General features: G+C 65.5%; 9 protein-coding genes, 1 tRNA gene and 1 pseudogene. 7 read left to right on the plus strand and 4 right to left on the minus strand.

What is annotated here, in order from left to right:
* Positions 1 to 50 precede the first annotated feature (50 nt).
* Both G9E11_RS07950 and G9E11_RS07955 read right to left on the minus strand, forming a co-directional pair.
* Entirely contained in the window at positions 51 to 1,541 is a 1,491-nt protein-coding gene (locus tag G9E11_RS07950; RefSeq protein ID WP_190604563.1) for an FAD-dependent oxidoreductase, read from the minus strand.
* 159 nt (positions 1,542 to 1,700) lie between these two features.
* Positions 1,701 to 2,384 (minus strand): DUF4232 domain-containing protein, encoded by a 684-nt coding sequence (locus G9E11_RS07955; protein WP_190604565.1) that lies wholly within the window; start codon positions 2,382 to 2,384, stop codon positions 1,701 to 1,703.
* A 484-nt stretch (positions 2,385 to 2,868) separates the two neighbouring features.
* Between G9E11_RS07955 and G9E11_RS07960 the strand changes: the two genes are divergently transcribed.
* From G9E11_RS07960 to G9E11_RS07970, 3 genes are read left to right on the plus strand one after another with little or no spacing between them, the layout of a single operon-like run.
* Positions 2,869 to 6,027 carry an efflux RND transporter permease subunit gene (locus G9E11_RS07960; protein ID WP_190604567.1) on the plus strand — a complete coding sequence of 1,053 codons (3,159 nt, stop codon included), beginning with the start codon at positions 2,869 to 2,871 and terminating at the stop codon, positions 6,025 to 6,027.
* Entirely contained in the window at positions 6,024 to 6,476 is a 453-nt protein-coding gene (locus G9E11_RS07965; protein ID WP_190604569.1) for an efflux RND transporter periplasmic adaptor subunit, read from the plus strand. The genes G9E11_RS07960 and G9E11_RS07965 overlap by 4 nt, the downstream gene beginning before the upstream one ends.
* A gap of 1 nt (position 6,477) precedes the next feature.
* Positions 6,478 to 9,615: an efflux RND transporter permease subunit gene (locus G9E11_RS07970; protein ID WP_190604571.1), complete on the plus strand. Its 3,138-nt coding sequence runs from the start codon at positions 6,478 to 6,480 to the stop codon at positions 9,613 to 9,615.
* On the opposite strand, the gene G9E11_RS07975 is transcribed toward G9E11_RS07970, so the two are convergent.
* Positions 9,612 to 10,193, minus strand: a complete 582-nt coding sequence (locus G9E11_RS07975) for an SRPBCC family protein (protein ID WP_190604573.1) — start codon at positions 10,191 to 10,193, stop codon at positions 9,612 to 9,614. The genes G9E11_RS07970 and G9E11_RS07975 overlap by 4 nt on opposite strands.
* A 114-nt stretch (positions 10,194 to 10,307) precedes the next feature.
* Between G9E11_RS07975 and G9E11_RS07980 the strand changes: the two genes are divergently transcribed.
* A complete protein-coding gene (locus G9E11_RS07980; RefSeq protein ID WP_190604574.1) occupies positions 10,308 to 10,661 on the plus strand; it encodes a hypothetical protein in 354 nt (117 codons plus the stop codon).
* Positions 10,662 to 11,036: 375 nt separating this feature from the next.
* Here the strand turns inward: G9E11_RS07980 and G9E11_RS07985 are convergent.
* A tRNA-Ser gene (locus G9E11_RS07985) sits at positions 11,037 to 11,126 on the minus strand.
* A 137-nt stretch (positions 11,127 to 11,263) separates the two neighbouring features.
* On the opposite strand from G9E11_RS07985, the gene G9E11_RS07990 reads away from it, so the two are divergent.
* From G9E11_RS07990 to G9E11_RS08000, 3 genes and pseudogenes are all read left to right on the plus strand, one after another.
* Positions 11,264 to 12,316, plus strand: coding sequence for a zinc-dependent alcohol dehydrogenase (locus G9E11_RS07990; RefSeq protein ID WP_190604576.1), 1,053 nt, complete (start codon positions 11,264 to 11,266; stop codon positions 12,314 to 12,316).
* A gap of 3 nt (positions 12,317 to 12,319) precedes the next feature.
* Positions 12,320 to 12,733, plus strand: a complete 414-nt coding sequence (locus G9E11_RS07995; RefSeq protein WP_190604578.1) for a 6-pyruvoyl trahydropterin synthase family protein — start codon at positions 12,320 to 12,322, stop codon at positions 12,731 to 12,733.
* A pseudogene (locus tag G9E11_RS08000) lies at positions 12,699 to 13,267 on the plus strand (glycosyl transferase family 1); the annotation flags it as partial. The gene G9E11_RS07995 and the pseudogene G9E11_RS08000, both read left to right, overlap by 35 nt.

Raw genomic sequence — 13,267 nt, forward strand, 5'->3', positions numbered from 1 at the left:
CCTCCATCATGCCTCACGGCACCGACACCAATAGAAGCATCAGGTCTGCCCTACCCGGCCGGAGGAAGGTCGCGGGTGGCCGGCCCCTCTAAGACCTGGCCGTCGCTGCTGAACCGGGAGCCGTGCAGCGGGCAGTCCCAGGACTTTTCGTTGTCGTTCCAGTGCAGGATTCCGCCCAGGTGCGTGCAGACCGCGGACAGGCTGCACGTCGTTCCGTTGACGGTGGAGGTGGCCACGGGCTTCCGTTCGCGCATCGCCACGGTGCCGGTGCCCTCTTCAGGCACGGTGCCGTCCGACGGAGGAAGCTTTTGCAGTCTGCCCCAGTCCTTGGCCAGTGTGGCGGCCACTCCCGCGTTGAGGGTCACGGCCGAGGCCGCGCCCGGAGGAGATGTCACCCTGCGGTGGATGGTGTTGGCCCACGGCAGTTGGCCTCCGAGGATGTCCGCGGCGATGCCCAGGGACGCGGCCACCGCGTTGGTCATGCCCCACTTGTTGTAGCCGGTGCCGAAGAAGATGCGCCCGCGGCCGCGGGGGAGTTTGCCGAAGAACGGCATGAGGTTGGTGGCCTGGTAATCCTGCGCGGACCACGTGTGGGTGACGGTGGCGCCGGGGAAGTGCTGCTGTGCCCACGACAGGACGTTCTCCAGATGTTCCTTCTCTGAGCGGGCCTTTCCGACGGGGTGCCCGTTGCCGCCTACCAGCAGAAGATTCTTGCCGTCCGCCGGGTAGTCCCTGATGGAGCGCACAGGCTGTTCCACGGAAATGTACATGCCCTCCGGTGGCGTCGCGTTTCCTGCGAGCTCCAGGGCTGCGGCATAGGAGCGGTTCGGCTTGAGCTTGGTGAAATACAGGCCGCGGTTCAGGATGGGGCTGCCCGTGGCCAGCACCACCGAGTCGGCCTGGACGGATCCGCGGTCAGTATGGAGGGTGGACGGCGCCGCGCCGGTGACGTTCCGGACCCGCACCCCTGTGACGATCCTGCCGCCGTGGCTCCGGACGTCTTCTGCCAGCGCGGTGAGCACGTCCATGGGGTTGATCTGGGCCTGCCCGCGAAGAAGCACGGCTCCCCGGATAGGGAACGGCAACCCCGCATCCCGGACGTAGTCCACCTCCAGATCGGCGGCGAGGGCCGCCGTGAGCTCCGCCCGCACTGCTTCCGTGCCCTGCTGGGTGGCGGCGTACGTGTAGGCGTCGCGCACCTGGAACGGCACGCCGCGCTGCTCCAGGTACCGCAGCAGCCATGCCTGCCCTTCGCGGTTGCCGGACACGTAGGCGTCCACCATCTTCTGGGGGTACTGCTGCCGGAGGGACGACAGCACGGTGCCCTGCAGCAGGGTGACCTTGGCAGTGGTGTTGCCGGTGGCCACGGCGCCCAGGCCGCGCGCTTCCAGGACAAGCACGTTCTGTCCCGAGCGGGCCAGCAACAGGGCCGTGGTGAGGCCGGTCAGGCCGGCGCCCACCACCACGGTGTCATAGGACTCGCCGGGGGTGAACGGGTCGCCGGTGAAAGTGTCGGTGCGGTCCAACCAGAGTGACGTCACGTGTCTCAACCTGCCTTTGGCCTGCGTCTTTGCCGCGGGGCGTTCCCGCAGCAGGCCCGGCGCTAGCAGCGGGGACCCCGACGTAATCGTAAGTGTACTTACGAAGTTGGGGCCGGAACAGGCTTGGAACAGGACAGGTTGCTTGGGGCAAACTTTGCTCTAGCGGGCCTGGAATGCGCCGATGCTCAGGAGCTCGATGGAGGCGTTGCTGCAGGCATCCGAGGGCCGGGCCACGAACAGCGATGCCGTGTCCTCCGGCGGGTAGATCCTGAATCCGGCGGCAGCGGTCTTGATGCAGTCCGGGTAGTTCCCCGCCTGCGTGTAGCGCAGCACCGCGGTGCCTGACTTTCCGGGGGCCAGCAGGACGTCCTGGACAGGGGCGGAGGTGTCGCGTTGGGCCGGGGCCCCGATCGGCTGCCCGTTCGGTCCGGTGGTCAGGGACACGCCAGCGAACCCTTTCAGGTGGCAGGAGGCGTTGCCGCTGTTGGTGAGGATCAGCTCCATGTAGACGCTGCCGGCGGCACCGCCGCCCGTGGCATCCGTGGTGGCTTTCAGTCCTGAGGACTTGCACAGCTGGGCGCCGGCGGCGGTGGACTGCGGTGCCTCTGGAGTCGAAGAAGTTGTGGTTGGCGAAGCAGGCTGGGATTGGGAGGTCGAAGAAGAGGAAGACGGCGGCGCGGAAGTTTCGGGGGCTGCCTGCGTGCTCGGGGTGGTTGAGCCGGTGGCCGGTTCGGTTGTCCCCTGGGTGGTGGGCTGGCTTGGTCCGCAAGCGGTGAGCAGGAGCGCCAGGGTGGCGGCCGCCGTCGTGCATATCAGTCCGTTTTTGATTCGCTGAGGCCTCATGGCTCTAACATTGCGGGCGTTCCTGCCGGAGTCAACGAAGGCGCGGCAGGGAGTCTAATTTGATGCCCGGATTGTGACATCTGGGGGCGGTCTCCGGACATTCGGTCCAGGTGGGTCCCCACCGATGCTGATGCAACGATAAACCAGCTCCGTAGCGCAAAATTACCTATTCTGAAGCCGAAGTTGCGTTGATCTGCAGTTTTCGGTGTGCCAAAATGATCTTGGTCTCGCTTGTCTTAACCTTGTAGGAATCCACCAACCCCGCAAGGAATTCCGGCAAGGAAACACCGCTCGTAGTCTGGCCGCGGTCCATCACTCCCGTGGCTGGAAGTGTCTCCCGGTAACGGGGGTTGCGCAGGGTTGCGGGGAGACAGCTCGGCACTCGTCCGTGGCAACGCCGCCGCTACGGACGTTCCTGAAGAGGCGCATCAGTCATTGGTTTCCGGCAACGCCGCCTAAGCCAATAACGATGGGGGCTGAGGTTATGACCGGTTGGCTTGTCCGCTGGAGTCTTAAGTTTCGATTAATTGTTTTAGCCGCTGCTGCCGGCATTCTGGGGTTCGGATTGACAACCCTGCCGTCAATGCCAGTGGATAACCTTCCAGAATTCTCTCCGCCACATGTGGAGATCCAAACCGAGGCACTGGGCCTGTCCGCCGTGGAGGTCGAACAGCTCATTACCTCGCCTATGGAGGCCGACCTGCTGAACGGGGTTGCCTGGCTCGACGAAATTCGTTCGAAGTCAGTCCCGGGCCTCTCTTCGATTGAGATGGTTTTTGAGCCGGGCACCGATATCCTCCGTGCCCGGCAGCTCGTTGCAGAGCGGCTGACGCAGGCCTTCGCGCTGCCCAACGTGTCATCTCCGCCGGTGCTGATGCAGCCGCTCTCCTCGACGAGCCGCGTCATGATGGTGCAGATGTCCTCACAGGACGTGTCGCCAATCGACATGTCCGTGCTGGCCCGCTGGGATGTCAAACCGGCGCTCATGGGTGTCCCGGGCGTGGCAAACGTCTCCATCTACGGCCAGCGCGAACAGCAGCTTCAGGTGCAGGTGGACCCGAAGCAGCTCAGCGCGAAAAATGTCACCCTTAGCCAGGTGGTTGAGACCGCCGGCAATGCGGTGTGGGTATCCCCGTTGAGCTTCTTGGAAGCATCAACCCCGGGTACAGGCGGCTTCCTCGAGTCCGCCAACCAGCGCATCGGCATCCAGCACGTGCTTCCGATCCGGACGCCGGCAGACCTCGGCAAGGTCAGCGTTGAAGGCGCATCGGACAAGACGCTGACACTGTCCGACGTGACCACCCTGAGCGAAGACCACCAGCCCCTGATCGGCGACGCTGTCACCGGCAAGACGCCGGGCCTGCTGCTGGTCATCGAGAAGTTCCCGGACACGAGTGTTGCGGACGTGACGCAGGGCGTTGAGGCGGTGCTGGACGGGCTGCGTCCAGGCCTTTCCGGCATCACCGTCGACTCCACCGTGTTCCGGCCTGCCTCATTTGTTGAGTCCGCTGTTGGCAGCCTGGGTCTTGCCCTGCTGGTCAGCCTACTGGTGGTCACGGCGCTGATCGGCGTCGCATTCCGGTCCTGGCGGTACGCCCTGCTGGCCTTCGTCGCCATTTCCGTGGCGGCCATGGCTGCTGCGCTGGTGCTTCAGTTCCAGGGTGCGGTCCTGAACGTCATGGCCTTCGCGGGCCTGGTCCTTGCGCTCCTGGTGGTCATCGGCGATGTCATCACCGACCTGCACAGTTTCCGGCGGGAATCGGCCGATGACCGGGTGTCGCGCGAAGCCCTGCTTGCCCGCGGGCTGCAGCGCTCCCGCGTGCCTGTCCTGTTCGCCGGACTTACCGCGCTGCTTGCCCTCGCGCCGGCGCTGTTTGTCCCGGGTGTGGAGGGGGCGTTCCTGAAACCCCTGGTGCTGTCCTACCTGTTGGCCACAGCTGTGGCCATGCTCGTTGCCCTGACCGTGACGCCGGCATTGGCGAGCCTGCTGCTGCGGGGTCACAGGCGGCCACGGCGCAGCCTTTCGGTGATCCGCAAAGCCCGGCTCGGCTACGAGCGCACGGCCCGGGCCTTCACCGGAGCGGTGCCCACAGTGTTCGCACTTGCGGCGGCTGCACTGGCCATCGCCGCACTGGCCATCGTTCCGGCCGCTACGAAGGAACTTCCTGTTGTGGCCGCAGTTCCCGACCGCACCCTCCTCGTCGAATGGGAGGCGGCGGCGAGTACAGGGGCCGACGTGATGAACAGGGTGATGACCAACGCCAGCGAAGAGCTGAGCGGAATCCCTGGCGTCTCCTCCGTGGGCGGCCACGTTGGACGTGCCATCACCTCGGATTCCTCCTCTGACGTCAATGCCGGCGAGCTCTGGGTGACCATGGACGACGGCGCCGACATCAGCAGCGTGCGCTCCGACGTGACCGAGATTGTTGAAGGCTACCCGGGCCTGACGGCAAATGTGACCACCTACCCGGAGCAGCAGGTTGCTGCTGCCAGCGAAATCGACAACCGCCAGTTCCGGGTGCGCGTGTTTGGTGTGGACCTGGACATCCTCCGGCAGAAGGCAAACGAGATCCACGGGATTCTGTCGCGTACGGACGGTGTGGTTGATCCGCAGGTGGACGTCACGGTAGACCAGCCTGTTGCGGAAATCGAGGTTGACCTCACCAAGGCGCAGAAGCAGGGGGTCAAGCCTGGTGATGTTCGTCGGGCGGCTGCCACCGTCCTGCAGGGCATCGAGGTGGGGTACCTGTTCGAGCAGCAAAAGGTGTTCCAGGTGATCGTCAAAGGTACAGAAAACACCCGGAACAGCCTGACAAGCGTTACCGACATGATGGTCGACAAGCCAGAAGGCGGACAGGTCCGGCTGGGTGACGTGGCCAAGGTCACGCTCCGCCCGAATCAGACCGTGATCCACCATGACGACACCTCCAGGCGCATCGACGTCGTGGCCAGTATCCAGGGCCGCAGCCTCGGTGACGTCACCAGCGACGTCCAGGCCGCCATCAAGGGAATGCAGTTCCCCGTGGAGTACCACGCTGAGATCCCGCCGCAGTACGCCGAAAAGCAGGCGGCCGGCGCGCTCATCTGGTGGCTTGCCCTGGCGGCGGCAGCCGGGATCCTGGTCCTGCTGCTGACGGTCCTCGGCAACTGGCGGCTCGCAGGGCTCGTCTTCCTGCTGCTTCCGGTTGCCCTGTCCGGCGGAATCCTCGCCGCCGGCCTGGCCGGCGGTTTCGGCTCCGTGTACGTGCTGGTGGCCCTCGCGGCGGTGCTCGCCCTGGCGATCAGGGACGTGGTCCTGCTGATGGGAACCTACCAGTCCCTGCAGTCCCTGGCCCCGTCGGATTCGCCGGCACATCTCATGCGGCAGGCGGCCGGAGAGCGGCTTCTGCCAACTGTTCTGACCACCGTGATCACTGGACTGGCGCTGGTGCCGCTGGTGCTGCTCGGCGGGCCGGTCGGCGGAGGCATGCTCCTTCCGCTGGCGCTGGTTGTGTGGGGCGGGCTTATTACCACCGCGCTGCTGACCCTCTTTATTCTGCCGATCCTTTTCCTCCGCGTTGGTCCACGCACCAACACGGACTGGGGGAGCTCATTGGTGATTAACAACGGACCGGTTCTGGCAGAGAGGTCGGAATTGTCATGAAAAGCAATAGTGATTTTGGCGGCTGGCGTTCTGTTCTGGTGCTGGTTTGCGCAGCATCCATTGGCCTCTCCGGATGTGCCACAGTGAAAACCACCGCGGCGCCCGCCGGGCAGGCAGCGTCCACCATGGAGAAGGCCGGCCCGGACCTGAACAAACTGACGCTGACAGACAAGGCAGTGGAAAGGCTGGGCGTGACCACGGTCAAGGTGACCAAGGGCGAAGGCAGTCCGCTGCAGGTGCCCTACGGCGCGCTGGTCTATGACGCCAACGGAAAGACCTGGGTCTACACCAATCCCGAGCCGCGGACCTACATCCGGGCCGCGGTGACGGTGGAGAAGATTGCCGACAACAAGGTGCAGCTCCAGTCCGGTCCGCCTGTAGGAACCGATGTTGTCACCGTTGGTGCCGCGGAACTGTTCGGCGCCGAATTCGGCACAAAGGGTCACTGACATGCGCCGGATTGTCGGGTTCAGCCTGAAATTCCGCGCCTTGGTGGTGGCCATCGCAGTGGCGATGATGGCGTTCGGCGGCGTCCAGCTCAGCACGGCCTCTGTGGACGTCTTTCCCGAATTTGCGCCGCCGAAGGTGGAGATTCAGACTATCTGCATCGGCCTTACCGCTGCCGAGGTGGAGCAGTTGGTTTCCGTTCCCCTCGAAGACGCCCTCAACGGCGTCGAGAGTCTGGATGAGATCCGCTCCAAGTCCGTGGAGCAGCTTTCCTCCATCGTGCTGATTTTCGCCCCGGGCGCGGACCTGCTCAAGGCCCGCCAGCTGGTCTCGGAACGGATCGCCACCGTCATTCCGTCGCTGCCCACCTGGGCGGCACCGCCGGTGATCCTGCAGCCGCTGTCGTCCACCAGCCGCGTCATGAAGATCGGGCTGACTTCGGACCAGCGGTCGCTCATGGAAATGTCCATGATCACGTACTGGAAGATCCGGGCCCACCTGCTGCGGGTCCCGGGCGTGGCCAACATAGCCATCTGGGGCGAGCGGCTGCAGATGTTGCAGGTGCAGGCCGTTCCGGAGAAGCTGAAGGCCAACGATGTCAGCCTGAACCAGGTCATGGAGGTCACCGCCAACGCCCTTGACGCCGGCCTGCTGCAGTATTCGCCGGGTTCCGTCATCGGTACCGGCGGCCACATTGAGACGCCCAACCAGCGGCTCGGCATCCAGCACGTGCTGCCCATCACCACTCCGAAGGACCTCGCCGAGATCACCATCGAGGAGAAGAACGGGAAGCCGCTCCGCCTGGGTGATGTGGCCAACGTCGTGGAAGACCACCAGCCGCTCATAGGCGACGCCGTGATCAACCAAGGCGAAGGCCTGATGCTCATCGTCGAGAAACTTCCCTGGGGCAACACCCTGGAAGTCACGAGGGGCGTTGAAGCTGCACTGCAGCAGATGGAGCCGGGACTTAGCGGAATCACAGTTGATACGGAGATCTTCCGGCCGGCAACGTTCATCGAGGAGTCCCTGGACAACCTCAGCCGCGCGCTGATGCTGGGCTGCATCCTCGTGGTGCTGGTGCTGGGTGCGTTCCTCTTCCAGTGGCGCACGGCGCTGATCAGCCTGATCGCCATCCCGCTGTCACTGGTGACGGCGGCGTCCGTCCTCTACCTCACAGGAGCATCGGTGAACACCATGGTCCTCGCGGGGCTGGTGATTGCCGTCGGGGTGGTGGTGGATGATGCGATCATCGACATCGAGAACATCATCCGAAGACTCCGGCAGCACCGGGCGGAGGGCGGCACAAGATCCACCGCCTCGGTGGTCCTCGAAGCCTCGCTGGAGGTCCGCGGGCCGATCATCTACGCCACGCTGATCATCATCGCCGCTGCGGTGCCGATCTTCTTCCTGCAGGGACTGACCGGGGCCTTCTTCAGGCCGCTGGCCATCTCCTACACCCTGGCGGTGCTGGCGTCGATGCTCGTGGCGCTGACCGTTACCCCTGCGCTGGCCTTGATCTTCATGCGGAAAGTTCCGCTGAAGGAACAGGAACCGCCCCTGGTGAGGATACTCAAACGGGGTTACCGCGCGGTCCTCAGCCGGATGGTGAGGCGGCCCGTGGCGGGGTACGCGACCTTCGGAGCCATGGCGGCCATCGGTGCCATCACGGCACCGCTGCTCGGGCAGTCGCTGCTGCCGGACTTCAAGGAGCGCGACTTCCTGATGCACTGGCTGACCCAGCCGGGCACGTCGGTGTCGGAGGAGTACCGCGTCAGCCAGAAGGCCTGCGAGGAACTGCTGACCATCAAGGGTGTCCGGAACTGCGGCTCGCACATCGGGCAGGCCTTCAACGCGGACGAAGTCGTGGGTGTGTACTTCGGTGAGAACTGGATCAGCATCGACCCCGCGGTTGACTATGACACGACGTTGAAGTCAATCCACGAAGTGGTGGACGGCTATCCCGGGATCGTGCGCGATGTCCAGACCTACCTGAAGGAGAGAATCCGTGAGGTTCTAACGGGTGCCAGCAACGCCGTCGTCGTCCGGCTTTACGGGGACGATCTGGCGCTCCTGCGCTCGAAGGCCGCGGAGATCCATTCGATCTTTGACGCCACCGAAGGAGCCATTGACGTCCAGACGGCCCTGCAGAAGGACATTCCGCAGATCAATATCGAGGTGGATCTGGCCAAGGCCCAAAGCTACGGGCTGAAGCCGGGCGACGTCCGCCGGGCGGCGGCGACGATGGTGGCCGGCGAGGAAGTGGGCGACGTTTACCGCGGCGGCAAGGCGTACGACGTCCAGGTCTGGAGCCCGCCAGAGGTCCGGTCCGATATCAGCAGCATCAGGAACCTCCCCATTGATACGCCGAACGGGCAGAAGATCCTGCTGTCCGATGTGGCAAGCGTCCAGGTCAAGCCGACCCCGAACGTCATCCAGCGCGATGCCCACTCCCGGCGCATCGACATCCAGGCCAACGTGAAGGAAGGCACGCTGGGCACCGTGGTTGCGGCCATGGAGGAAGGGCTCAAGAAACTGGAACTGCCCCCGGGCTTCCGTACGCAGATCCTGGGTGAGTTCCAGGAGCGCCAGGCGGCGACCAACACCCTGCTCTCACTCGCCATCGGGGCCCTGGCCGTGATCTACCTGCTCCTGCAGGTGGCCTTCGGAAGCTGGCGGCTGGCGACGCTGGTGATCCTCACCCTGCCGATCGCCCTGGTGGGTGGCGTGTTCGCCGCCTTCATGGGCGGAGGGGTGCTGTCGCTCGGGTCCATTGTGGGCTTCCTGACGGTTATGGGCATCGCGGCCAGAAACGGCATCCTGCTCATCAACCACTGCCAGCACCTGGAGAAGTACGAGGGTGAAAAGTTCGGTCCGGAACTGGTGCTGCGGGGCGCCGGGGAACGCCTCTCGCCGATCCTGATGACCACTTTGGCCACGGGGCTTGCCTTGGTGCCGCTGGTGGTCCTGGGGAACATCCCCGGCCATGAGATTGAACATCCCATGGCCCTGGTGATCCTCGGCGGGCTGGTGACGTCCACGCTGCTCAACCTGTTCGTGGTCCCGTCGCTGTACCTGAGGTTCGCCAAGCCGAAGGCCGAGCGGCACCAGGCACCGCCGGAGCCCGTCCTGGCTAACGCCTAGCCACGAACCCGCTGGTCCATCCGCCGCCCACGCCCCGCCACCCGCGGGAACGTGGGCGGCGGTGGTGCGGGGACGGAGCGCGAACCGGTTCCCGCCCGCCGGCGCCGCAGTTCCAGCGCGAGGCTTTCCTGCCCGCGGGCCATTGCCCAGCGGTGGTTGGCGGAGAAGCCGGGTTTCAGCAGCCAGCTGAGCCGCCTCAGCAGCGGCTTCGTGGCGCTGACCCGCCAGTCGTAAGTGATCAGGACCTCCGGGCCGTCCTGCTCGAATGTCCAGCGTCCGGTCCCGTCCAGGTCACCCGTTGCGTGGATCGCGAAGCCCTTGCTGGTGATCGGTTCCGTGACGGTCAGGGTCCACCGGAGAGTGTAGGGGAGCCAGCCTTTGGTGTGCAGCCTGGCCATCCGCCCCACGCCGTTCTCGCTTCCCGGATGGATGGGGTCCACGCTGAGGTACACGGACGGCCACCACCGGGCCAGTCCGGCGGCGTCGCCCAGAACCGCTGCCACCTCCTCGGCCGTCCCGGCCACCCGCCACTCCGTGACGAACGCGTAGTCCGTGCTTCTGGTGCCTTTGGCGTTCACGAATGCCTCCTGCCAGCTCCTGCGCGCGAAAAGATCTGCAACCATTCAAGCGCGTGCCGCCCGTCCGCCATAGACTGCAGGCGTAAGTCACCACCCCGAAATTGAGGAGTAGCGATGAACTACAGCGGAAGCCAGTACGAGAAGGCTGTGACGGCGGGGGAGCTTGACCGCAGCCACGTTGGCCAGACGGTGAGCTTTCAGCCGAACGATTTCACCGTGGTGTTCGGCAGAATCGCCGGGATCGCCCGGACCGACGCCCAGGTGTATCTGACCCTGGACGGGGTCGGCGGCGGCACCCACCTGAAGGATGAGTACGACCTGCCGGTGGCGCACGAGGTGTACGTGCAGTTGGATCCGCTGAGCAGCGCCGGGAAGACCATCTCGGACGCAGAGCGGGTTATCAAGGAGAAGCTGGACGAGATCAGGAAGAACCTCCTCGACCGGGAACAGAAGTCCGGAACGGAGTAACAGGCCGGTAGTGGCCCATACAGCGAAGAACCCCGCCGCACAGGAGTGCGGCGGGGTTCTTCTAGGCAACCGCTCCGTGTATGGGGGAACACGGAACGTTCCCGTCAAAACTAATGGACAGCTTGCTTAGGTTTCAAATCGGCGCCACTTTTTTCCAAGCCCACGGCGGTACTATCCCGCTACCGTCGCCGTAACGGGTCTCCTGGATCTACGGCTTCGGTAGGCGGCCCGCTCTGCGAACCGGGGAATGAGCGGGCCGCCGCCCCCGGGCGACGTGCAGCTTGGCCACGAGCCCGTCTGGGGTTAGCCCCGTCCGCATAAAGCAAAAGGCCCCCGCCTCCCTTGTAATTAGAGGGAAGCAGGGGCCTCGCTACGTGGCGGTGACGGTGGGATTTGAACCCACGTTGGCTTTTACACCAAACAACATTTCGAGTGTTGCACCTTCGGCCGCTCGGACACGTCACCAACCTCAATAGGGTACCGGAGCAAGGCCCGCATCCCCAAAACGGCATGCTTTTGCGCAGCGGTGTAGGCCATAGGAGTGGCCACGCCGGGCCACATCTTCCCGGAAATCGGGGCCGGGCACTAGATTCATAAGCAAGATGACTACTTCCCAGCAGCAGACTGAAGCAACCGCATATTGGACCGTCGGCCCCGGCCAGGGTGAACTCCGCACCGAGGAGCTACCTGTCCCCGGCCCGGAGGAGGCACTGGTGCGCTCGCTGTACTCCGGCATCAGCAAGGGCACCGAACTCGTGGTCCACCAGGCCGCCGTTCCGCCCTGCGTCGCCGAGGAAATGCGCGCCCCGCACCAGGAGGGCTCCTTCCCGTCGCCGGTGAAGTTCGGCTACCTGTCCGTGGGCGTGGTGGAGCAGGGACCCGCTGACTGGCTGGGGCAAACCGTGTTCTGCCTCCACCCGCACCAGGACCGCTACGTGGTCCCGGTGTCCTCGCTCACCCGGGTTCCCGACGCCGTTCCTCCCCGCCGCGCGGTCCTCACCGGCACCGTGGAAACGGCCGTGAACGCCCTTTGGGAGGCGGGGCCAAGGCTGGGCGACCGCGTCGCCGTGATCGGAGCCGGGCTGGTGGGCGGCATGGTGGCCGCGCTGCTGCGCACGTTTCCCCTCGCACGGCTCCAGCTCGTGGACCTCGACCCCTCCCGCAAGGACCTCGCCGACGCCGTCGGCGTCGACTTCGCCCTTCCGGACGATGCCCTTGCGGATTGCGACATCGTGTTCCACTGCTCCGCGTCCGAAGGCGGGCTGGAACGCAGCCTGAAGCTGGTGGGGAACGAGGGCGACATCATCGAAATGTCCTGGTACGCCGACCGGAAAATCACGCTCCCGCTCGGTGAGGACTTCCACGCCCGCAGGCTGTCCATCCGGGCCAGCCAGGTGGGCGCCGTGGCGCGCGCCCGCCGGCACCGCCGGACCAACGCCGACAGGCTTGGGCTCGCTGTCTCCCTGCTGGAGGACCCGGTGTTCGACGCCTTCCTTACCGGCGCCTCGGACTTCACCGGGCTGCCCGGCGTGGTCCAGGACCTGGCCGAGGGCCGGCTCGAAGCGCTGTGCCACGTCATTGAATACCCGCCCACTGAAGCCACCGGCTCCGAAAACCCCGTCCATAAAACCGAACCCACCGAAACCGCGAGGTAACCAGTGTTCAGCCTGACCGTACGCCGCCACTTCATGATCGCCCACAGCCTTCCCCGCGAGGCCTTCGGGCCCGCCCAGGGCCTGCACGGGGCGACCTTCGTCGCGGAGGTGACGTTCCGCCGTCGTGCCCTCAACGACGACGCCATCGTCCTGGACATCGGCGCAGCCGGCGGCATGATCGAGGAGGTGCTGGCCGGGCTCAACTACCGGAACCTGGACGAGCACCCGGACTTCGCCGGCAAACTGAGCACTACGGAGGCACTGGCGCAGTACATCGCCGACGCCGTCGCAGAGCGCTTGCGGGAGGATGAGGACGGACGGGAGCTCGCCGGCCTGGACGTCACCCTCCGGGAAAACCCCGACGCCTGGGCAAGCTATGCCCTTGACTTCCAGGCCCCCGAGCCCGGCCGCCGCTGACGCCGCCATGCTGCCCCCACTACCGGCCGCGCCGCCAGTCATCCGGCTCCTGGTTCCCGCTAACATCCGCCACAACTCCGGTGGCAACGTCTACAACGCAGCGCTGGCGCAGGGCCTCGAGCAACTGGGAACCGAGGTAACCATCCAGCCGGTCGTCGGCAACTGGCCGGTAGGCAGCAAGGAAGAACGACGGCGGCTGGCCGGCTTGCTCAGTTGGGTAACCACTGCAGGCACCCAGACGGGGAGGCCGGCGGGGGTGCCCGGCAACACCATCACGATCGTTGACGGCCTGGTGGCTTCCGGCGCCCCCGAAGCGATGGAGGCTGCCGCCGCGGCCGGCCACGCGCCATGGGTCCTGCTTCACATGCCACTGGACGAACACCCGGATTTGGAAGCCCGGGCGCTGATCTCGGCCGCCGGCGTGATCTGCACCAGCGGCTCCGCCGCGGCCGAGATCAGCCGGCGGCACGGCCTGGCCGGCGTCCGCGCGGCGCTGCCCGGAACCGAACGCGGCCCGGTGGCGGCCGGATCCGA

It is taken from the genome of Arthrobacter ipis (genome assembly GCF_014694315.1).
GTDB lineage: Bacteria > Actinomycetota > Actinomycetes > Actinomycetales > Micrococcaceae > Arthrobacter > Arthrobacter ipis.

What these genes read in the sequence shown, in the direction of transcription:
- G9E11_RS07970 (WP_190604571.1), top strand. Translation starts at nt 6,478, where the DNA reads ATGCGCCGGATTGTCGGGTTCAGCCTGAAATTCCGCGCCTTGGTGGTG.
- G9E11_RS07960 (WP_190604567.1), top strand. Translation starts at nt 2,869, where the DNA reads ATGACCGGTTGGCTTGTCCGCTGGAGTCTTAAGTTTCGATTAATTGTT.
- G9E11_RS07980 (WP_190604574.1), top strand. Translation starts at nt 10,308, where the DNA reads ATGAACTACAGCGGAAGCCAGTACGAGAAGGCTGTGACGGCGGGGGAG.
- G9E11_RS07990 (WP_190604576.1), top strand. Translation starts at nt 11,264, where the DNA reads ATGACTACTTCCCAGCAGCAGACTGAAGCAACCGCATATTGGACCGTC.
- G9E11_RS07965 (WP_190604569.1), top strand. Translation starts at nt 6,024, where the DNA reads ATGAAAAGCAATAGTGATTTTGGCGGCTGGCGTTCTGTTCTGGTGCTG.
- G9E11_RS07955 (WP_190604565.1), bottom strand. Translation starts at nt 2,384, where the DNA reads ATGAGGCCTCAGCGAATCAAAAACGGACTGATATGCACGACGGCGGCC.